Origin of the sequence: Baekduia soli (genome assembly GCF_007970665.1) — a bacterium.
In the GTDB taxonomy this organism is placed as follows: Bacteria; Actinomycetota; Thermoleophilia; order Solirubrobacterales; family Solirubrobacteraceae; genus Baekduia; species Baekduia soli.
Genome location: NZ_CP042430.1, coordinates 4,025,784 through 4,045,349, shown reverse-complemented (window position 1 = coordinate 4,045,349; position 19,566 = coordinate 4,025,784). Strand labels below are relative to the sequence as shown.

Below are 19,566 nucleotides of genomic sequence, written 5' to 3'. Positions count from 1 at the left end.
TGCCAGGGTCACATGTTGCGCCGGTACTCGCCGCCCACCTCGTACAGCGCCGCCGAGATCTGGCCGAGCGACGCGGTCTTGACGGCCTCGAGCAGCGCGTCGAACACGTTCTCGCGGGCCAGCGCGACCTCGCGCAGCCGGGCCAGCGCCGCGGGCGAGCGGTCCGCGCCGTTGGCCGAGAAGGCGCGCACGTTGGCGATCTGGTCGCGCTTCTCCTGCTCGGTGGAGCGGGCCAGCTCGACCTCGGTGGCCACCTCGCCGGCGTGCTCGCGCGGCAGGAACGTGTTGACGCCGATGAGCGGCAGGGTCCCGTCATGCTTGAGCCGCTCGTAGTAGAGGCTCTCGTCCTGGATCCTGCCGCGCTGGTACATGGTGTCCATGGCGCCGAGGACGCCGCCGCGCTCCGAGATGCGGTCGAACTCGTCGTAGACCGCGGCCTCGACCAGGTCGGTCAGCTCGTTGATGATGAACGAGCCCTGCCACGGGTTCTCGCAGAAGTTGAGGCCCAGCTCGCGGTTGATGATGAGCTGGATCGCGACCGCCCGGCGGACGGAGTCCTCCGTCGGGGTCGTGATCGCCTCGTCGAACGCGTTGGTGTGGAGGCTGTTGGTGTTGTCGAAGATGGCGTACAGCGCCTGCAGCGTCGTGCGGATGTCGTTGAAGTTCATCTCCTGCGCGTGCAGCGACCGGCCGGAGGTCTGGATGTGGTACTTGAGCATCTGGCTGCGCGCCGCCGCGCCGTAGCGCTCGCGCATCGCGCGGGCCCAGATGCGCCGCGCGACGCGACCGATGACCGCGTACTCCGGGTCCATCCCGTTGGAGAAGAAGAACGACAGGTTGGGGGCGAACGCGTCGATGTCCATCCCGCGCGCGAGGTAGTACTCGACGATCGTGAACCCGTTGGACAGCGTGAAGGCCAGCTGGGAGATCGGGTTCGCCCCGGCCTCGGCGATGTGGTATCCGCTGATCGACACGCTGTAGAAGTTGCGGACCGCGTGGTCGACGAAGTACTGCTGGACGTCGCCCATCATCTTCAGCGCGAACTCGGTCGAGAAGATGCACGTGTTCTGGGCCTGGTCCTCCTTGAGGATGTCGGCCTGGACCGTCCCGCGCACCTTGGTCAGGGTGTCGGCCCTGATCTGCTCGTAGGTCTCGCGGTCGACCACCTGGTCGCCGGACACGCCGAGCAGGCCGAGGCCGAGCCCGTCGCTCTCGGGCGGCAGCTCGCCCGCGTAACGCGGCCGCTCACGGCCGGCGAAGATCTCCTCGAGCCGGCGCTCGGTCTCGTCCCAGGCGCCCGTCTCCCGCAGGTGCTTCTCGACCTGCTGGTCGATCGCGGCGTTCATGAAGAAGGCCAGGATGATCGGCGCGGGGCCGTTGATCGTCATGGACACCGACGTCGTGGGCGAGCACAGGTCGAAGCCCGAGTACAGCTTCTTGGCGTCGTCGACGGTCGCGATCGACACGCCCGAGTTGCCGACCTTGCCGTAGATGTCCGGCCGCTCGTCGGGGTCCTCGCCGTAGAGCGTCACCGAGTCGAACGCGGTCGACAGCCGGGCGGCCGGCTGGCCGGCCGACAGGTAGTGGAAGCGCCGGTTCGTGCGCTCCGGGGTGCCCTCGCCGGCGAACATCCGCGTCGGGTCCTCGCCCTCGCGCCGGTAGGGGAAGACCCCGCCCGTGTAGGGGTAGCCGCCGGGCAGGTTCTCCTTCATGAGAAACCGCAGGCGGTCGCTCCAGCCGTCGAGCCGCGGCGGCGCGATCTTGGGGATCTGCTGCTGGCTCAGGGAGGTGCGGTAGTTGTTGCCCGTGATCTCACGGTCGCGCACGGTGTAGCTGTAGGACTCGGCGGTGATGCCGGCGATCCGCGGCGTCCAGCCGCGCAGGAGCCCGAGCGCCTCGGCGCCCAGCGCGCCGAGCGCCTGGTTGTACTGGGCGCGCAGCGGGGCATGGACGTCGTCGCCCTCGAGCGCCGCCTCGGGGTAGGCGTCGAGCTCGCCCGGAAGCTCCGGATCGCCCCACGCGCGCAGCGCCTCGAAGCAGTGGTGCGCGACCCCGGCCGCCGCGGCGAGCCGCTCGACCTCGTCGTTGATCCCGCGGCCCTGCTCGGCGATCTCGGCCAGGTAGCGCACGCGCGAGCCCGGGATGAGCGTGTTGCCCAGCGGCTCGTGCGTGGCCAGCTCGAGGTGCGGCTCCCAGCGCTGCGCGTCGGTGTCCTCCAGCGCCCCGAGGGCGCCGCAGAGCCTGACGAACATCCAGCTCAGCCCGGGGTCGTTGAACTGGCTGGCGATCGTGGGGTAGACCGGGATGTCCTCCTCGGTGACCTCGAAGGCGACGTGGTTGCGCCGCCACTGCTTACGCACGTCGCGCAGCGCGTCGTCGGCGCCGCGCTTGTCGAACTTGTTGATGACGACGACGTCGGCCAGGTCGAGCATGTCGATCTTCTCGAGCTGGCTGGCCGCGCCGAACTCGCTGGTCATCACGTAGAGCGAGACGTCGACGAGGTCGACGATCTCCGAGTCGCTCTGGCCGATCCCCGCCGTCTCGACGATCACGAGGTCGAAGCCCGACGCGCGCAGGAACGCGACGGCGTCCTGGAGCATCGCGCTCGTCGCGCGGTGCGCGCGGCGCGTGGCCATCGATCGCATGTAGATGCGCTCGTGGCGCAGGCTGTTCATGCGGATGCGGTCGCCGAGCAGGGCGCCGCCGGTGCGCCGGCGGGTGGGGTCGACGGCGAGCACGGCGACGCGCAGGTCCCCGAAGTGCTGCATGAAGCGCGACAGCAGCTCGTCGGTCACCGTCGACTTGCCCGCGCCGCCGGTGCCGGTGATGCCGACCACGGGGACGCCGGCGCCCGCGGCGCTCCAGGCCGCGCGCAGGCCCTCGAGGCGGTCCTCGTCGAGCACGCCGTCCTCGAGCGCGGAGAGCATCCGGGCGATCGCCGGGTCGCCGGTGTCGTGCGGGTCCTCGGGGACCGACGACGGGATGCGCTGCTGCACCGCACGGTCGACGAGGTCGGCGATCATGCCCGTCAGGCCCAGCGACATGCCGTCGTTGGGATGGTAGATCCGCTCGACCCCGTAGTCCTGGAGCTCGGCGATCTCCTGCGGGGTGATCGTCCCGCCGCCGCCGCCGAAGACGCGGATGTGCGGCGCGCCGAGCTCGGCCAGCGTGTCGATGACGTACTTGAAGTACTCGGTGTGGCCGCCCTGGTAGGAGCTGATGGCGATCCCGTCGACGTCCTCCTGGACGGCCGCGCGCACGACGTCGCGGACGCTGCGGTTGTGGCCGAGGTGCACGACCTCGGCGCCGCTGTCCTGGATGAGGCGGCGCATGACGTTGATCGCCGCGTCGTGGCCGTCGAACAGGGAGGCCGCGGTGACGAACCGCAGCGGCGTCTGGTCGAGCTGCTCGTCGCCGGCGACCTCGGCGTAGTCGGGCTGGATCGTCATCGGGTGCTGCGCTCCTGTGCGTGGGGGGTACCGGGCGCGAGGGCCCGTGTCATCTCGTGCTTCAAGTCGAGGTGCAACTGGCGGATGCGGGCATGGTCCAGCGGCGTGACGAGCCACTGGTAGACGATGCCGATGATCGCACCGCAGAACTGCTCGGCGACCGCGCGCACGTCGACGTCGGCGCGGATCGAGCCGCGGTCCAGGTCGCTGCGGATCCAGGCCTCGACGTCCTCGCGCCGGCGCTCGTGGATGCGCGCGATCACGGTCTTGAGCTCCGCGTCGGGGCCGACGGAGTCGAACCACAGGATGTAGAAGGCGCGGATCCGGTCCGAGGAGTCCAGCAGGAACCGGCTGTGCGCGTCGATCGCGCGGTGGATCGTCTCGAGGCCGGCGGTGCCGTCGACGGCGGCCTGCAGCTCGGCCAGCCAGCTCTCGCCGATGGTGCGGACGAGGAACGCCCACAGCCCCGACTTGCTGCCGAACCGGTAGCCGGCGAGCCCGCGGCTGTAGCCGGCGCGGACGCCGACGTCCTTGAGCGTGGTCCCGGCGGCCCCGCGCTCGCAGATCAGGGCGACGGCGGCGTCGGCCATGCGCGCGTCGGACTGGGCCGAGCGCTCCTCCTGGGTACGGGTCGCCGCCTTCGGGGGCATGCGCCAACGTTACTTGCTCGACACAAGCAAGTCCACGTCGGCCGGGTGACGCCGCCCACGCTCAGACGCCGGTCTTGTGCGAGACCGTCGTGCGGTGGACGGCCTCGAAGTCGACGGCGCGCCACGTCTCGGTCTTCCCGTCGACCGCGTACCCCGTGATGCGGGCGTTGACGAACTCGATCTCGACCGACCCGTAGTCCAGGTGCTGGCCGCTCTGATCGACCATCGGGGTCGTGACCCTCAGGCTCGGGATCCGGGTCCGCTCCTTCGCCAGCCGCTCGAGCTCGGCCGAGTGCCTGCCCTTCTCGGAGGTCACTTCGAGCGTGTCGGGGTTCTTCTTGGCGGCCCAGTCGCCGGCGTTGCCGCCGGTGATCTTGATCGCGGGCAGCTTGGGGATCCGGACGGTGCCGTAGTCCTTGGTCGCCGGCTGGCGGGCGAGCACCTGCGCGGTGGCGCGGTTGCCGGCCATGCGCTGCAGCCGCAGCACGGGGTCGGCGGGACGGCGTGCGTGTGGTCCGGCGGCGCCGGACCGCGCCACGTCGCTGCTGCGGCTCCGGGCTCGCGGCGCCATGGGGCGACCGTATCGGACGCGCCGCGCTTCGTCCGGGATTCTGCGCGGCAGCGACGTCGCGCATGAACCCGGGCTCCTTCCCACCAGGCCGGGACCACCTGCGTCCGGTGGGCAAGGCGCCGGTCCGCGGGCCGTCCGGGCGCCTCGTGTGGGCCTGGCGGCAGCGCCGTCCAGGGGCGCCCGCAGGCGCCGGCGCAGGTGGGCCGGCCGGGTCGACGAGGTCCTCATCCACGGGGCCGCTCCTGCCGTCACAGCGCGTCAGCGGCTGAGCGCGGCCTCCTCGCCGAGCCGGGCGAGCTTGCTCGGGTTGCGGATCGCGTAGATGCGCGTGATCCGCCCGTCGGCGACGGCGAGGCTGATCGCCGTGTCGATCGCGCCGCCGTGATCGACCCGGCCGGCCGGCGCGCCGTTGAGCCACATCGCGCCGACCACGGCGTCGGGCGCGAGCGTGCGGAAGCGCGACAGCAGCGTCGCCACCCGGTCGCGGCCCGTCACCGGCCGGCGCACGGCGGCCACCTCGCCGCCGCCGTCGGCCACGAGGACCACGTCGGGGGCGAGCACGTCGAGCAGCACCTGGAGGTCGCCGGTGCGCACGGCGGTCAGGAAGCGGTCGACCACCTGCTGCTGCTCGGCGCGGTCGACCGCGATCCGCGGGCGCCGGGCGGCCACATGCTCCCGGGCCCGGTGGGCGATCTGGCGGGCCGCGGCCGGCGTCTTGCCGACGGTGGCGGCGATGTCGGCGAACGGCAGGTCGAAGACCTCGTGCAGGACGAAGACCGCCCGCTCGGCCGGGGCCAGGGTCTCCAGCACCGTCAGCATCGCGATCGAGACGCTCTCGGCGAACTCGACGTCCTCGGCCACGTCGGGGCTCGTGAGCAGCGGCTCGGGCAGCCACTCGCCGACGTACTCCTCGCGCCGGCGTGCGAGCGTGCGCAGGCGGTTGAGCGCCTGCCGCGTGACGATCCGGATCAGGTAGGCCCGCGGGGCGCGCACCTCGGCGCGGTCGACGCCCGCCCAGCGCAGCCACGTCTCCTGGACGACGTCCTCGGCGTCGGCGGCCGACCCGAGCATCTCGTAGGCGACGGTGAACAGCAGGCTGCGGTGGGTGATGAAGGGGTCCTCGGTCATGCCGGCGCGGGCTCCGCGAGCGGCGCGAGGTCGCAGGACGCCGCGAAGCCCTGGCCCTCGATCCCCAGCGCCGTGTTGCTGCGGGCGTACATGTTGGCCAGCGCGACGTAGGCGGTGAGCTCGACCACCGCCGCGGGGCCGAGCTGGGCGAGCAGCCGGGCCGACAGCTCGTCGGTGACCGTGGTCGGCGTCCGGGACATCGCCTCGGCGTACTCCAGGACGTCGCGCTCCAGCGGCGTGAAGACCGTGGACTCCCGCCACCGGGGCACCTCACGCGCCTTGGCGACGTCGAGCCCCTCGTTGTGGGCCATGAAGTAGCCGAGGTCCAGGCAGAAGCTGCAGCCCACCAGGGCGGCGGCCGCCATGTGGGCGAACGACTTGAGATTCTCGTCGCACTGGTCCCACGCCTGTGCCTTGCGGCCGACGGCCAGGGAGAAGTTCACCACCTTGCGGTTGTGCCACGCCACCTCGACGGGGTCGGGCACGTCGCCGAGCATCTTGCGGGACACCCGCCGGACCAGCGCGCCGCGGAGGCCGGTCAGCTCGGCCTTCGGGATGCGGGTGGTGGCGGCCATGTCGTCCTCCTGGAGTGTCGTGGTCATGGCAGGTGGACACCGGCCGCCGATCGCGTGTGACATCGATGTCCACCTCAGTACGCCTGCGCCCAGACCGCCTCGCCGGCGGCGGCCCGGCCGCAGCAGATGCAGGCGCCCGCGGACGGGTGCTCCCAGTCCAGGGGCAGGCAGCGGATCGTCGCCGAGCTGTCGTCCTTGACGCGCGCCTCGCAGTCCCGGCGGCCGCACCATCCCGCGGCTGCGAACCCGCCCGCGTCGCGCAGGTACCCGACCATGGCGTCGTAGCCGCCGGGGTCGCGCAGCGTGCGTCGCCGCTGCTCGTCGCGGGCCTCGCGCAGGAGCGAGGCCTGGATGTCATCGAGCATCGCGGCGGCCCGCGCCGGCACGTCGGCGAGCCGGATCGCCTCCTTCTCGCCGCGGTCGCGGCGCGCGACGGTCACCGTGCCGGCGGCGAGGTCGCGCCGGCCTAGCTCGACGCGCAGCGGCACGCCCTTGACCTCGCACTCGTGGAACTTGAACCCGGGGCGGTGGCCGGGCCGGTCGTCGACCCGCACGCGGACGCCCGCCGACCGCAGCTCGCCGGCGACGGCGGCGGCGGCTTCGTGGACCTCGGCGTCCTCGTCGCCGCGGGCGATGGGGACGATCACGACCTGGTGGGGCGCCACGCGGGGCGGCAGCCGCAGGCCGCGGTCGTCGCCGTGGGTCATCACCACGCCGCCCACGAGCCGCGTCGTCGCGCCCCACGAGGTGGCGTAGGGGTGCTCGGGACGGCCGTCGCGGCCGGTGTAGCGCACGCCGAACGTGCGGGCGAAGCCCTGGCCGAGGTAATGCGCGGTCGCGGCCTGCAGCGCCCTGCCGTCGCGCATGAGCGCCTCGAGCGTGTAGGTGTCGACCGCGCCGGGAAAGCGCTCGCTCTCGCTCTTGCGGCCGCGCAGCACGGGGATCGCCAGCACCTGCTCGATCGTGTCGGCGTAGACGTCGTGCAGGATGGTCAGCGTCTCGGCCAGCGCCTCGGCCTCGGTCTCGTGCGCGGTGTGGCCCTCCTGCCAGAGGAACTCGGTCGTGCGGAGGAAGAGCCGGGGCCGCAGCTCCCAGCGCACGACGTTGGCCCACTGGTTGTAGAGCAGCGGCAGGTCGCGGTAGGACTGCACCCACCGCGCGTAGGTCGACCAGATGAGCGCCTCGGAGGTGGGCCGCACGGCCAGCGGCTCCTCCAGCTCCTTGCCGCCCGCCGCGGTGACGACGGCGACCTCGGGCGCGAAGCCCTCGATGAGGTCGCCCTCCCGGGCCAGCACCGACGCGGGGACCAGCAGGGGGAAGTACAGGTTCTCGTGCCCGGTGGCCTTGATGCGGTCGTCGAGCTCGCGCTGGATCGCCTCCCAGATCGCGTAGCCGTAGGGCTTGATGATCATCGCTCCGCGAATCGCCGAGCTCTCGGCGAGCCCGGCGCGGCGCACGACCTCGCCGTACCAGGCGGGGAAGTCGTCGGACTGCCGGGGCAACGGCGCGCTGCTCATCGCGCCGCTCCTGCGATCAGGGCTGCTGTGACCATGGTGGTCTCCTTCGTGGACGTCTGCCGGTGGGGTCGGAGTCGGGGGCGGCGCCCCGAGCCGAGCGGGCCGGAGCGCCTACGCCGGGACGCGCACGAAGGGCGGCCGCGGAGCGATCGCCGGAACCGGCGCGAGCTCGAGCACGGGGGCCGCGACAACGTCATGGCCCCGAGGATATGGGGTGACGCCCGCCGGATCGAACGGTGCGGGTCGCCGGCGGACCAGGGTCGGCACGGCGCCCCGGCCCCACACCGGCTACCGCGGGCGGGGTGGGATCATCCGGGGGTGACCGCTCCGTGCCTGTTGTATGACTTCAACTCGCCCTACGCGTACCTGGCCTTCGCGCGGGCCGAGGCCGTGCTCGGCCCTGGCGTCGAGCTCCAGCCGGTGGCCCTGGCCTTCATGTTGCGGGCCCACGACCGCACGCCCTGGTCGCTGACCGACGAGGAGACCCGCGCCGCGGGGATGCGCCAGTGCGAGCAGCGTGCCGAGCGCTACGGCCTGCCGGCCCTGCGCTGGCCGCCGGACTGGCCCGTCGGCAGCTACGCGCTGGCGCCGCTGCGTGCCGCGCTCGTGGCGCGGGGGCACGGCGCGCTGCGCGCGTTCTCGCAGGCGGCGTTCGCCCGCCACTTCGCCGACGGGCTGCCGCTCACCGCGCCGGAGGACCTCGACGTCGTGGCGCTCGCGGCGGGCCTCGACCCGGCCGTCGTGCGGGCGGGGGTCGAGGACCCGGCGATCAAGCAGGCGCTGACCGACGCCACCCGGGCCGCGTTGGACCTCGGGGCGGTCGGGGTGCCCACGACGGTGGTCGGCGACGCCCTGTTCTGGGGCGACGACCGTCTGGAGGACGCCGCCGCGGCCTGAGCCCGCGCCACCCGGACGGACCGCCCGGAGTGGGGACAGCCGTAGAGACGTCCCGGACGGGACCGTCGTCGCCCTGGCCCGGATCCCGGCCACGGCGGCCGCCGGCCGTCTGCTGCCGATAGGCCCTGTTCTCGCTGGTGGCCGGCGAGTAGCGCGCAGCGGGTCGCTCCACGTACAGCCGTGCCCACGCGATCGACGCGCCGCGCACAGCGCCGAGCGGCGTCTGCGTGCCATCGCCGGACACGGCGCCCCCCGTCTGCTCCCGGGCGGCGAGGCCGCAGGCCTTGACGCGCCCCCCGTGCGCCGATGACGATCCCTGCGATGGGCGCCCATGGCACGACCTGCGAGTCGGTGGCCGTCGCGGGCACCGCCGGGCCGGTCGCGGCCGAGGCCGGCTGAGGCCGCCGGCGAGCGTCGTGTTCACCGCCTCGCATCGCGGCGGATCGGGCCCGCCGATGGTCTGCCTGCACGGGTTCATGCAGACGTGGCGCAGCTGGGAGCTCGTGCTCCCGCGGCTGCAGCGCCACCACGACGTGCTCGCGCTGACGCTGGCCGGGCACGCCGGCGGCCCGCCGCTTGACGTGTCCGTCGCGGGCACGTCGTCGATCACCGACGCGGTCGAGGCGGCGATGGACGAGGCGGGCCTGCACCTGGGCCATCTCGTCGGCAACTCGCTCGGCGGCTTCGTCGCGCTGGACCTCGCCGCCCGCGGGCGAGCGCGGTCGGTCGTAGCCTTCGCCCCCGCGGGCGGCTGGGCCGCCGGCGACGAGCACTGGCGCGAGCTCCTGGCCATGCAGCGGCGCCTGCACGCCCAGGCGGTCGCCGCGGCGCCGCACGCGCCGGCCCTCCTGGCCACCGCGCAGGGTCGGCGCCAGGCGACCCGGCTGCTGACCGAGCGCTTCGAGCACCTGCCCGCCGAGCTGCTGGCCCACGAGATGCTGGGCATGGCCCGCTGCGACGCCCCCGCGCTGATCGACCGTGCGCTGCGCGACGGCTACCCCGTGCTGGACGCGCAGGCCATCGCCTGCCCGGTGCGCGTCGTCTGGGGCACGGCCGACCGGATCCTCCCCTGGCCCGAGGCGGCCCGGCGCCTGCGCCGCGACTGGCTGCCGCACGCGGACTGGGTCCTGCTCGACGATGTCGGCCACGCCCCGCAGCTCGACGTCCCGCTCGAGGCGGCCGAGCTCGTCCTGGGCTTCACCGCGGCCCGATCTGCGACCGTTGACGGGCCGTGAGCCACGTCAGCGTCTCCAACCTCGCCTACGCCCACCCGGGCGGCAACCTCCTGTTCGAAGGGGTCTCGTTCAAGATCCCCCGGGCGCGCACGTCGGCGTGGTCGGCGTCAACGGCGTGGGCAAGAGCACGCTGTTCGGGGTCATCATGGGCGCGCTGCCCGCCGACGAGGGCGACGCGAGCACCGGCGGCCGCGTCGCGCACATGCCCCAGGACGTCGGCGTGGCCGGCGATCCGCGCACGGTGCGCGAGCTCCTGCTCGGACTCACCACGGGAGCGCTGCGCGATGCGGGCGAGCGCGTCGGCGCGGCCGAGGCGGCGCTGGCCGCGGGCGACGACTCCGCGGGCATGGCGCTGGGCACCGCGATCGGCGACTGGTCCGAGCTCGGGGGCTACGAGCTCGAGGCCCAGTGGGACGCGGCCTGCCGGCGCATCGTCCGCCAGGGCTTCGGAGAGCTGGCCGACCGCCCGGCGATCACGCTGAGCGGCGGCGAGCGCAAGCGGCTGGTCCTCGACGTGCTGCTGCGCTCGGACGCCGAGATCCTGCTCCTCGACGAGCCCGACAACTTCCTCGACGTCCCGGCCAAGCGCGAGCTCGAGGCCCAGCTGCGCGGGACGCGCAAGACGGTCCTCGTGATCTCCCACGACCGCGACCTGCTCTCGGAGGCCGTCACGATCATCCTCACGCTGGAGGGCAACGGCGCGTGGCTGCACCACGGCTCCTACGCCACCTACCCCGAGGCCCGGCTGGAGCGCCAGCGCCGGCTCGGCGACGCGCTCACGCGCTGGAACGAGGAGGAGAAGCGCCTGCGCGAGCTCGTCCGCGTGTTCAAGGAGCGCGCCCGCTACTCGCCCGACCTGGCCAAGCGCGCCAACGCGTTCGAGACGCGCTGGAAGCGCTTTCGCGACGAGGGCCCGCCCCCGCCGCCGGTCACCGAGCAGCAGATCAACGTGCGGCTGCGCGGCGCGGACTCCGCCCGGCGCGTCCTGGACCTGCGCGGCGTCGGGGTCCCGGGCTCGTCAAGCCGTTCACCGACGAGGTGCACTTCGGCGAGCGCGTCGGCATCGTCGGGCCCAACGGCGGCGGCAAGACGCACCTCATGCGGATGCTCAGCGGCGACGAGCCGCCCGGGGAGGGGGAGATGGTGACGGGCCCGCGCGTCAGCACCGGGCTGTTCACCCAGCTCAACGCCCGGTCGGACTTCGCCGGGCGCGGCGTGCTCGAGGTCGTCGAGGAGCGGCTCGGCGCGACCCAGCCGAGCATGGCGGCGCTGGCCCGCTACGGCCTGCAGGACGCGGCCAACCGCTCCTACGACACGCTCAGCGGCGGCCAGAAGGCGCGCCTGGAGATCCTGTGCCTCGAGCTCGAGGGCCACAACCTGCTCCTGCTCGACGAGCCGACCGACAACCTCGACATCGACTCCAGCGAGGCCCTGGAGCACGCGCTCGACGGGTTCGAGGGCACGGTCGTCGCGGTGTCGCACGACCGCGCCTTCCTGCGCCGGCTGGACCGCTTCCTGATGGTCCTGCACGACGGCACCGTGCTCGGCCTCCCCGACCCCGACTCGGCGCTGCAGGCGCTCGGCGACCCTGACGCCGCGTGCCGGGTGCGCCTCGCCAAGGCGCTCTGACCGTGCATGCCGGTCGGCCCTCCGCCCGCCGGCATGGCGCCGTCGTGCCGCTCCGCGCGACACGCGCAGGCGCTCGCGCTCCTGCGCAGCGTCGCCGGCGCGCGCCGCCGCGCGGCTCGTCCTCCAGGCGCTCGACCATGCGGTTGAAGGCGTCGCCGACGACAGGGACCTCGCGGCTGCCTGACGGGCCGGTGACCCGGGCGCCGGGGCGCAGCAGGTCAGCCGGCCCGCGCGCGAGGGCCGAGATGGGGTGGCGACCCCCCGGGACGGGCGCGGCCGGCCGCCTGAGCCCGTCCGCTCGCAGCGCGGCGCTGCGCCCGAGCGCTCGCCTACTCGGCGGCCGCGACGCTCGCGAGGATCCGCCGCAGCGCGTCGAGGTCCTCGGCCCCGAGCGCGCTGAGCGCGGCGGGGGGCGTGGCGAGGATCGCGTCGGCGCGGCGCGCCAGCGCCTTGCCCTTGCGCGTGGGCTCGACGACCTTGGCCCGGCGGTCGGTGGGGTGCGGGCGCCGGCGGGCCAGGCCCTGGGCCTCGAGGTCGTCGACGAGCACGGTCGCGTTGGGTCGGTCGATCCCGAGCATCGTCGCCAGCTCGCTCATCGACATGGGCCGGCGGGCCAGTCGGCGCAGCGCCCGCGAGCGCCCGAAGCTCATGCCCAGCGCCTCGGACACCTCGCGCCGGCGCTGATGGTCGAGCACGAGGTCGCTCATGAGCAGCCACGCCTCGCGCGCGGCGTCCTCGTCGGGGCTCGTCGGCATCGGGCCATCAGCCTAGTGCGCGATGGCCTCCGGGTTGAGCGCCGCCGCCGTGCGCCGCGCCGAGGCACCGGCGCGGCGCGTCGTGGCGACGTGGCCGAGCACGAGGACGACGGCGCCGCAGCCCGTCAGGGTCCACCAGGCGGGCAGGCTCGCCGGCGCCAGGCCGGCGTGGACCGACCCGCCGGCGCCCGACGCGACGATCGCCCCGACCACGGCCACCCCGAGGGTCTGCCCGAACTGCCGCGAGGTCGTCGCGACGGCCGCGGCGACGCCGGCCTGGGCGCGCGGCATCCCCGAGACGGCGGCGGTGGTGATCGGGGCGTTGACGAACCCGAAGCCGATCCCGAAGACGACGTAGGCCGCCAGCAGACGCGCGAACGGTGTGCCCGCGTCGACCCCCGCGAGCAGGGCGCAGGCGGCCATGGAGCCGGCGCCGGCGACGAGCAGTGGCAGGCGCGGGCCGCGGCGGCCGACCATCCTGCCCGACAGCGTGGAGGCGACGACCGTCATGGCCGCCATGGGCACGGTGGCCAGCCCGGCGTGCAGCGGCGAGAGGCCCCGGACCTCCTGGAGGTACAGGGTGTTGAGGAACAGGAACCCGCCGAAGGCCGCGAACGCCGCCACCGAGATGGCGATGGACGCCGCGAAGGGGACCGAGCGGAAGAACCGCGGGTCCAGCAGCGGCTCGTCGCGGCGGGTCTCGTACGCCACCAGCGCCAGCAGCCCGGCGACCGAGGCGGCGAACGTGGCGAGCGAGCCGGCCGACGACCAGCCCCGGCGCGGGACCTCGATGATGCCGTAGGTCACCGAGGTGAGCAGCAGGACCACCAGGACCTGGCCGAGGGGGTCGAAGCGGCGCGGCCGCAGCGCCCGCGACTCGGGGACGAAGCGCAGCGTCAGCGTGATCGCCACGAGCCCCAGGGGCAGGTTGATCCAGAAGATCGACCGCCAGCCGGCCGAGGCGACCAGCGCGCCGCCGACGATCGGTCCCAGCGCCATGGCGACGCCGAAGACCGCGCCCCAGACCCCGACGGCCTGGGCGCGCTCGCGCGGGTCGGTGAACGTGTTGGTGATGATCGACATCGCGACCGGGTTCATCATGGAGGCGCCGACCGCCTGCAGTGCCCGGAAGGCGACGAGCAGCCCGACGCTCGGCGCCACGCTGCACAGCAGCGACGCCGCCGTGAACACGCCCAGGCCGGTCACGAACGTGCGCCGGCGGCCGAACCGGTCCGCCGTCGAGCCCGAGAGCATCAGCAGGCCCGCCATGACGACCGTGTAGGCGCCCAGCGTCCACTGCAGGCCGGCGACGTCAGCGTGCAGGTCCTGCCCGATGGCGGGCAGCGCGACGTTGACGACCGTGACGTCCAGGCCGACGATGAACAGGCTCGTGCAGCAGATGAGCAGTACGCCGAACCGGCGCCGGCGCCCGGACCCGGCGGCGGGGGAGGGGAGCGGGGCGGCACGCGGTAGTAATTGTAAAAACATAACTATTATGAAACTACCACGGTACGGGGCGCTGTCAACCAGGCGCGATGATGTCGCCATGACGACGATCCGCGTGCACGGCTGGCCGGTCTCCACCTGGACGCGGACCGCCGCGATGACCTGCATCGAGAAGGGCGCCGAGTACGAGCTCGTCGCGCTGGACCGCTTCAGCCCCGAGCACTACGCGCTGCATCCGTTCGGGCGGATGCCCGTGGTCGAGGTCGGCGGGCTCGTGCTGACCGAGACGCCGGCGATCGCCTGCCACCTCGACGAGTGCCTCGGCGGCCCAGCACTGCAGCCCGAGGACCTGCCGACCCGGACGGCCATGCGCCGCTGGATGAGCATCTGCGCCGACTACGTCTTCCACGACGTCGTGCGCGCGATCCCGCGCGGGCGGCCCGCGTCGGCCGAGGAGCTGGCGGTCGCGCGCACCGCACTGGAGCGCGTCGAGTCGCTCGTCGGCGACGGCCCGTTCCTGGCGGGCGACGGCCTGACGCTGGCCGACCTGTTCCTCGCGCCACAGATCGCCAACGCGCGCGAGAAGGCGCCCGAGGTGCTCGACGGGCTCGGCGCGATCGCCGCCTGGGCGGCGGGCATCGAGGCGCGCGAGAGCTTCCGCCGCACCGCGTACGACCCGGCGTCGGTCTAGCCGCCGGGCAGCGCCCGCAGCCAGTCCAGCGTCGCCTCCAGGCCCGCGGCGTAGCCGACCCGCGGCGTCCAGCCCAGCCCCTCGCGCGCCCTGGCGTTGCTGAAGTCCTGGTCGACGCCCATGACCTGCACGGCCTGGCGCGAGAGCAGCGGCGCGGTGCGCAGGCCCGTGGCCCGGCGCAGCAGGCGGTAGCCGTGTTCCAGCCCGGTGCCGATCGCGCCCGCGACGTCATAGGGCATGCTGAGGCGCACGGGCGGGCAGCCCAGGCCGGCGGCCAGGTCGTCGGTGAGCCCGCGCCACGTGACCGGCAGGGCGTCGGTGATGTTGTACGCCTCGCCTGGTGCGGCCTCGTGGTCGAGGGCCAGCAGGGCGGCGTCGGCCACGTTGCCGGCGTACACGAGCCCGGCGATCGTGCGCCCACCGTCGATCAGCACCATGTGGCGCCCGCGGATCGCCTTGGCGATCTCGCCGATCACGTCGGTCGAGCGCGGACCGTAGACCGTGGCGGGCCGCAGGATCACGGCCTCCAGGCCGCGGGCCTGCGCCGTGGCCCGCACCTCGCGCTCGGCCAGCGCCTTCGTCTCCGCGTACCAGTTGGCGAACCGCGTCGCCACGTGGGTCTCGTCGACTGCCCGGCCCCCGGGGTGGCCGTAGACGTCGGTGCTGCTGATGTGCACGAGGCGGCGCACCGACGCGCCGGCCGCGGCGTCCAGGACGTTGCGCGTGCCCTGGACGTTGACCTGGCGGATCTCGGCCACCGTGGCCCAGTCCGAGACCAGGGCCGCGCCGTGGACCACCGCGTCGCAGCCCTGCGCGGCGCGCGCGACCGAGGCGGCGTCCATGAGGTCGCCGACGGCGAGCTCGACGCCCAGCTCGCGCAGCAGCGCGGCGTCGCTCGTCGGGCGCACCAGGCAGCGCACGTGCCGGCCGTCCCGCACGAGCCGCTGGGCGACGTGGCCGCCGATGAAGCCGGTGGCGCCGGTGAGCAGGCAGGGGCCGCCGGTCACCGGCCGACGGCGGCGGCGCGGCGGCGCAGCGTGGCGGTGGCGATGTCGCGCACGACGCCCCAGTTCTTGCCCGTCGCGCCGTGGCAGTCGGCGAGCACCGCGTCCAGCGCGGCGAGGAACTCGTGCGCCTCGGGCTCGGACAGCGTGAGCGGCGGCAGCAGCTTGATGACGTCGTTCTTGCCCGCGGCCATCGTGATGACGCCGTGGTCGCGGTGCAGCGGGATGACCACGAGCTGCGGGAAGAGGCCCTCGCTGGCCATCCTGATCAGCCGCGCGCTCATCCTGGCCACGCGCGAGCTCGGGGCTGCAGCTCGATGCCGATCATGAGCCCGCTGCCGCGGATCTCCTTGATCATGTCGTAGCGGCCCTGCAGCTCGGCCAGGCCGTCGGTCAGCACGGTGTTCATGTGCGCGGCGTGCGCCACGAGGCCGTCACGCTCGAGGATCCGCAGCGTCGCCAGCCCGGCCGCCATGGACAGGCGGTTGCGGCCGAACGTCGACTGGTGCACGTAGCAGCGCTCGAGCGTGCCGACGGCCTTCTGGTAGATCTCGCGCCGCGTGACCATCGCCGCGACGGGCATGTAGCCGCCGCTGAGCGCCTTGCCGACGAGCACGAAGTCGGGCTCCAGGCCCCAGTGCTCCAGCGCGAACCAGCGGCCGGTGCGGCCCAGGCCGGTCTGCACCTCGTCGGCGACGAACAGCGTGCCGTGCCGTCGGCAGAGCTCCTGGGCGGCGTGCAGGTAGCCGGCGGGGGGCAGGGTGACCTCGCGGCCCTGGATCGGCTCGACGATGAACGCCGCGACGTCGCCGGCGCGCAGCTCGGCCTCCAGGCGGTCGAGGTCGCCGAACGGCACGCGCGCGCAGCCGGGCAGCAGCGGGCCGAAGCCCTCCTTGAAGAACTCGTCGCCGACGAGCGACAGGGGGCCGAGCGTCACCCCGTGGAAGCTGCTGTCGCAGGAGATGAGCCGGGGCCGGCCAGTGGCCGCGCGGGCGAACTTCATCGCCGAGTCGACAGCCTCCGCGCCGGTGCTGGCGAAGAAGACGGCGTCCAGGCCGGCGGGCAGGCGCTGCGACAGCTCCTGGGCGAGCATCCCCGCCAGCGGCGAGTAGTGCAGCTGGACGCCGTCGACGAGCCCCGCGTCCAGCGTGGCGTGCAGGACCTCGCGCACGCCGGGGTGGTTGTGGCCCAGGCTGGCGAACCCCTCGCCGGTGTGGAAGTCCAGGTAGGCGCGGCCATCGGCGTCGTGCAGGTAGGAGCCCTGGGCCGACCGGTAGGACGTGTCGAAGCCCAGGATGTGCAGCACGTCGACCAGCGAGGGGTCGAGGTGGCGCGAGGCGAGGTCCATGGTCTCGTCGGCACGCGCCAGCGCGTCGCCGACCACGCCCAGGGCGTCGACGGGCAGGGTGGGCTCGGATGCGGTCGTCATGGCGAGCGGAGGACCTTACGCGCTCGCCCGTCCGCGGGGTGGCGAGTGGGCGCGGGGCCGCGTCTGCACGCGGCGTTGCAGCGCGGCGCCCCTGCACGGGTCCGAGGCGCCGAGGCCGTGCATGGTCGCCCGGGGTCCTCGGGGGGTCGGCCGATCGCCGACAACCCCGGTGCGGGGCCCGGACACCAGCGCGAGGAGCGCACCCGGACCCCGGCGTTCTCCTCAAGTCGTGCCACGCCGCCCGGGAGTCAAATGGGGGTTTCCGGGCGGCAGGCGCGTTGCGGACGCCTCCGCCCACCGCCTCGGTACTTCTCCCGGACAGGCCGCAGTCCGTCGCGGATGCGCGCCGCTCGGCGTTGTGGCGTGATGTTGCCCGTGCCCGTGCCCGTCCCCGCGCCCACGCGGGATCCCGAGGCCCCTGCGCCGACCGTCGTCCGCCCGACCGCGGCGCCCGTCGCCACGGCGGCGCCGCCGACCGTGCCACGTCCCGAGATCCAGGCGCTGCGGTTCGTCGCCGTGGGGCTGGTCGTCGTCTACCACCTGTGGCCGGCCGCCGCGCCCGGCGGGTTCGTGGGCGTCGACGTCTTCTTCGCGATCTCGGGCTTCCTCATCACCTCGCTGCTGCTGCGCGAGATCGACCGCACCGGCACGCTGTCGCTGACCGGCTTCTGGGGACGGCGCGCGCGACGGATCCTGCCGGCCGCGCTGGTGACGCTGCTGGCCTGTGCCGTCACGACGATGGCCTTCGTCCCGCTGACCTACTGGCCGCAGTTCTTCTCGGACCTGCGCGCCAGCACCGGCTATGTGCAGAACTGGCACCTCGCCGCGACCGCGGTGGACTACTTCGCCGCCGAGAACGCCCCGTCGCCTGTGCAGCACTTCTGGTCGCTGTCGGTCGAAGAGCAGTTCTACCTCGGCTGGCCGGTGATGATGCTGTGCGCGATGGTCGTGGCCCGGGGCAGGTCGCTGCGCGCCAAGCGCGTCTGCGTGGCGGTGGCGATGGCGGCGCTGACGCTGTGGAGCCTGCGCTACTCGCTGCGGGCCACGGCGCACAACCCGGGTGCGGCGTACTTCATCACCTCGACGCGCGCCTGGGAGTTCGGCGCCGGCGGCCTTCTGGCGATGGCCGGGCGGTCGCGGGCCGGTGCGGGTGGCCGGGCCTTCCTCTCCTGGATCGGGATCGCCGCCATCACGGTCGCCGGTGCCCTCTACACGGTCCACACCCCGTTCCCCGGATCCGCCGCCATGCTGCCCGTCGCCGGGACGCTCGCCGTCATCCACGCCGGGGCCCCCCGGCGTCGGTGGGCGCCCACCGGGCTGTTCGCGCTCGGCCCCGTGCAGTTCTTCGGTGACATCTCCTACGCCATCTACCTCTGGCACTGGCCGCTGCTGATCCTGGCCCCGTTCGTCGTCCATCACGCGGTCGACACCTCCATGACCCTGGCGGTCCTCGTGCTCACCATCCTGTTGTCCTGGATCTCCAAGCGGCTGATCGAGGACCCCGTCCGGTCCGGCCGGTTCCTGATCAGCCGGCCGTTCGGCTGGACGCTGGCCGCCGCGGCGGGCGCCACCGCCCTGGTCATGGCCGTCGACCTCGGCGGCACCTCATACGTGCAGGCCAGGATCCACGAGGACGAGCGCGCGACGCAGCGGATCCTGGCCTCGGCTCCGCGCTGCTTCGGAGCGGCTGCGCACGATCCGGCCAGACCGTGCTCGAATCCCGCACTCAGCCGCACGGTGGTGCCGTCGCCCATCGAGGCCCCCAGGCTCGGCAACGAGCCGTGCGCCTCCAAGCAGCACGATGGCCTGGTCAGCGTGTGCCGGTTCGGCGCCCCGACGGCCGGCTCAGCCGGCCGGATCGCGCTCATCGGGGACAGCCACGCATCGCATTGGCGCGCGGCGCTGGACGTCGTGGCCAGGAGCCGGGCCTGGGCCGGCGTCTCGCTCACCCGCACGAGCTGCCCGCTGTCGGGTGCGGCTGCGATGCTTCCGGAACCCGCTCGCACGCACTGCCTTCGCTGGAATCGCGCGGTTCCGGCCTGGCTGAGCCGCCACCCCGAGGTCACCACGGCGTTCGTGGTGGCCCACACCGGGGGCCATGTGGCCGATCCGGCCGGCGTCGGCCAGTTCGCCGCCCAGGAGCAGGGGTTCATCGATGCATGGAAGGCGCTGCCGCCCTCGGTGCGCCACATCGTCGTCATCCGCGACACGCCCAAGATGCGCGGCGACACCCTGGCCTGCGTGGAGCGGGCGATCGCCCGCGGCGCATCGTCGGGCCCCGCGTGTGCCGTTCCCAGGGGCATGGCGCTCCAGCGCGATCCGGCGGCTGCCGGAGCGGCGCGGCTGCGATCCCCCCGTGTGCAGCCGCTCGACCTCACGAGCGTCCTGTGCGACCCCCGGCGCTGCTGGCCCGTCATCGGCGGGGCGCTCGTCTACAAGGACATCCATCATCTGACCGCGGTGTTCTCGTCCACCCTCGGCCCGATCCTCGGGCGGGACGTCGACCGTCTCATGGGCACGTGGGAGGCCGCGGCGACCACCGGGTCGTGATCCTCAGCGTGGAGTTCGTACGCGGACGAGCAGCTGCTAG

Annotated in this window: 17 protein-coding genes; 6 read left to right on the top strand and 11 right to left on the bottom strand. The window is 73.8% G+C overall.

Going from position 1 to position 19,566, the window contains the following annotated elements; translation table 11 throughout:
- Window positions 1–8: 8 nt before the first annotated feature.
- The 6 genes from FSW04_RS19575 to proS form a co-directional block, all read right to left on the bottom strand.
- Window positions 9–3,449, bottom strand: coding sequence for a methylmalonyl-CoA mutase family protein (locus FSW04_RS19575; protein ID WP_146921919.1), 3,441 nt, complete (start codon window positions 3,447–3,449; stop codon window positions 9–11).
- On the bottom strand, window positions 3,446–4,099 hold the full coding sequence (locus FSW04_RS19570) for a TetR/AcrR family transcriptional regulator (protein WP_146921918.1): 654 nt from the start codon (window positions 4,097–4,099) through the stop codon (window positions 3,446–3,448). Before FSW04_RS19570 ends, FSW04_RS19575 begins: the two co-directional genes overlap by 4 nt.
- Before the next feature lie 61 nt (window positions 4,100–4,160).
- A complete protein-coding gene (locus FSW04_RS19565; protein WP_146921917.1) occupies window positions 4,161–4,670 on the bottom strand; it encodes a hypothetical protein in 510 nt (169 codons plus the stop codon).
- Window positions 4,671–4,928: 258 nt separating this feature from the next.
- Window positions 4,929–5,798 (bottom strand): RNA polymerase sigma-70 factor, encoded by an 870-nt coding sequence (locus FSW04_RS19560; RefSeq protein WP_146921916.1) that lies wholly within the window; start codon window positions 5,796–5,798, stop codon window positions 4,929–4,931.
- Window positions 5,795–6,373, bottom strand: a complete 579-nt coding sequence (locus FSW04_RS19555; protein ID WP_146923885.1) for a carboxymuconolactone decarboxylase family protein — start codon at window positions 6,371–6,373, stop codon at window positions 5,795–5,797. The genes FSW04_RS19560 and FSW04_RS19555 overlap by 4 nt, the downstream gene beginning before the upstream one ends.
- 74 nt (window positions 6,374–6,447) lie before the next feature.
- A complete protein-coding gene (proS, locus tag FSW04_RS19550) occupies window positions 6,448–7,890 on the bottom strand; it encodes a proline--tRNA ligase (protein WP_146921915.1) in 1,443 nt (480 codons plus the stop codon).
- 318 nt (window positions 7,891–8,208) lie between these two features.
- Here proS and FSW04_RS19545 point away from each other — a divergent pair, with 318 nt between their 5' ends.
- The 4 genes from FSW04_RS19545 (at window position 8,209) to FSW04_RS27420 (ending at window position 11,651) form a co-directional block, all read left to right on the top strand.
- Entirely contained in the window at window positions 8,209–8,787 is a 579-nt protein-coding gene (locus tag FSW04_RS19545) for a 2-hydroxychromene-2-carboxylate isomerase (RefSeq protein ID WP_228430591.1), read from the top strand.
- A gap of 455 nt (window positions 8,788–9,242) precedes the next feature.
- Window positions 9,243–10,022 carry an alpha/beta fold hydrolase gene (locus tag FSW04_RS19540; protein WP_146921913.1) on the top strand — a complete coding sequence of 260 codons (780 nt, stop codon included), beginning with the start codon at window positions 9,243–9,245 and terminating at the stop codon, window positions 10,020–10,022.
- Window positions 10,023–10,119: 97 nt separating this feature from the next.
- Window positions 10,120–11,169 carry an ATP-binding cassette domain-containing protein gene (locus tag FSW04_RS27425; RefSeq protein WP_321167664.1) on the top strand — a complete coding sequence of 350 codons (1,050 nt, stop codon included), beginning with the start codon at window positions 10,120–10,122 and terminating at the stop codon, window positions 11,167–11,169.
- Window positions 11,061–11,651 (top strand): ATP-binding cassette domain-containing protein, encoded by a 591-nt coding sequence (locus FSW04_RS27420; protein ID WP_228430589.1) that lies wholly within the window; start codon window positions 11,061–11,063, stop codon window positions 11,649–11,651. The genes FSW04_RS27425 and FSW04_RS27420 overlap by 109 nt, the downstream gene beginning before the upstream one ends.
- A gap of 329 nt (window positions 11,652–11,980) precedes the next feature.
- On the opposite strand, the gene FSW04_RS19530 is transcribed toward FSW04_RS27420, so the two are convergent.
- Together FSW04_RS19530 and FSW04_RS19525 are read right to left on the bottom strand one after the other, a co-directional pair.
- Complete coding sequence (locus tag FSW04_RS19530; protein ID WP_146921912.1) at window positions 11,981–12,406, bottom strand: MarR family winged helix-turn-helix transcriptional regulator; 426 nt, start codon at window positions 12,404–12,406, stop codon at window positions 11,981–11,983.
- Window positions 12,407–12,418: 12 nt separating this feature from the next.
- Window positions 12,419–13,894: an MFS transporter gene (locus FSW04_RS19525; protein WP_146921911.1), complete on the bottom strand. Its 1,476-nt coding sequence runs from the start codon at window positions 13,892–13,894 to the stop codon at window positions 12,419–12,421.
- Window positions 13,895–13,952: 58 nt separating this feature from the next.
- Here FSW04_RS19525 and FSW04_RS19520 point away from each other — a divergent pair, with 58 nt between their 5' ends.
- Complete coding sequence (locus FSW04_RS19520) at window positions 13,953–14,543, top strand: glutathione S-transferase family protein (RefSeq protein ID WP_187368931.1); 591 nt, start codon at window positions 13,953–13,955, stop codon at window positions 14,541–14,543.
- Here FSW04_RS19520 and FSW04_RS19515 read toward each other — a convergent pair.
- The 3 genes from FSW04_RS19515 to FSW04_RS19505 are packed head-to-tail and all read right to left on the bottom strand — an operon-like array spanning window position 14,540 to window position 16,976.
- Window positions 14,540–15,550: an NAD-dependent epimerase/dehydratase family protein gene (locus FSW04_RS19515; RefSeq protein WP_187368930.1), complete on the bottom strand. Its 1,011-nt coding sequence runs from the start codon at window positions 15,548–15,550 to the stop codon at window positions 14,540–14,542. The genes FSW04_RS19520 and FSW04_RS19515 overlap by 4 nt on opposite strands.
- The gene (locus tag FSW04_RS19510; protein WP_146921908.1) at window positions 15,547–15,831 is read right to left on the bottom strand and encodes a hypothetical protein; all 285 of its coding nucleotides are present in this window, start codon (window positions 15,829–15,831) and stop codon (window positions 15,547–15,549) included. Before FSW04_RS19510 ends, FSW04_RS19515 begins: the two co-directional genes overlap by 4 nt.
- Window positions 15,828–16,976 (bottom strand): aspartate aminotransferase family protein, encoded by a 1,149-nt coding sequence (locus tag FSW04_RS19505; RefSeq protein ID WP_146921907.1) that lies wholly within the window; start codon window positions 16,974–16,976, stop codon window positions 15,828–15,830. Before FSW04_RS19505 ends, FSW04_RS19510 begins: the two co-directional genes overlap by 4 nt.
- 381 nt (window positions 16,977–17,357) lie before the next feature.
- On the opposite strand from FSW04_RS19505, the gene FSW04_RS19500 reads away from it, so the two are divergent.
- On the top strand, window positions 17,358–19,526 hold the full coding sequence (locus FSW04_RS19500) for an acyltransferase family protein (protein WP_187368929.1): 2,169 nt from the start codon (window positions 17,358–17,360) through the stop codon (window positions 19,524–19,526).
- Window positions 19,527–19,566: the final 40 nt, after the last annotated feature.

What these genes read in the sequence shown, in the direction of transcription:
- FSW04_RS19575 (WP_146921919.1), bottom strand. Translation starts at nt 3,449, where the DNA reads ATGACGATCCAGCCCGACTACGCCGAGGTCGCCGGCGACGAGCAGCTC.
- FSW04_RS19570 (WP_146921918.1), bottom strand. Translation starts at nt 4,099, where the DNA reads ATGCCCCCGAAGGCGGCGACCCGTACCCAGGAGGAGCGCTCGGCCCAG.
- FSW04_RS19565 (WP_146921917.1), bottom strand. Translation starts at nt 4,670, where the DNA reads ATGGCGCCGCGAGCCCGGAGCCGCAGCAGCGACGTGGCGCGGTCCGGC.
- FSW04_RS19560 (WP_146921916.1), bottom strand. Translation starts at nt 5,798, where the DNA reads ATGACCGAGGACCCCTTCATCACCCACCGCAGCCTGCTGTTCACCGTC.
- FSW04_RS19555 (WP_146923885.1), bottom strand. Translation starts at nt 6,373, where the DNA reads ATGGCCGCCACCACCCGCATCCCGAAGGCCGAGCTGACCGGCCTCCGC.
- proS (WP_146921915.1), bottom strand. Translation starts at nt 7,890, where the DNA reads ATGAGCAGCGCGCCGTTGCCCCGGCAGTCCGACGACTTCCCCGCCTGG.
- FSW04_RS19540 (WP_146921913.1), top strand. Translation starts at nt 9,243, where the DNA reads ATGGTCTGCCTGCACGGGTTCATGCAGACGTGGCGCAGCTGGGAGCTC.
- FSW04_RS19530 (WP_146921912.1), bottom strand. Translation starts at nt 12,406, where the DNA reads ATGCCGACGAGCCCCGACGAGGACGCCGCGCGCGAGGCGTGGCTGCTC.
- FSW04_RS19525 (WP_146921911.1), bottom strand. Translation starts at nt 13,894, where the DNA reads ATGTTTTTACAATTACTACCGCGTGCCGCCCCGCTCCCCTCCCCCGCC.
- FSW04_RS19520 (WP_187368931.1), top strand. Translation starts at nt 13,953, where the DNA reads ATGACGACGATCCGCGTGCACGGCTGGCCGGTCTCCACCTGGACGCGG.
- FSW04_RS19510 (WP_146921908.1), bottom strand. Translation starts at nt 15,831, where the DNA reads ATGAGCGCGCGGCTGATCAGGATGGCCAGCGAGGGCCTCTTCCCGCAG.
- FSW04_RS19505 (WP_146921907.1), bottom strand. Translation starts at nt 16,976, where the DNA reads ATGACGACCGCATCCGAGCCCACCCTGCCCGTCGACGCCCTGGGCGTG.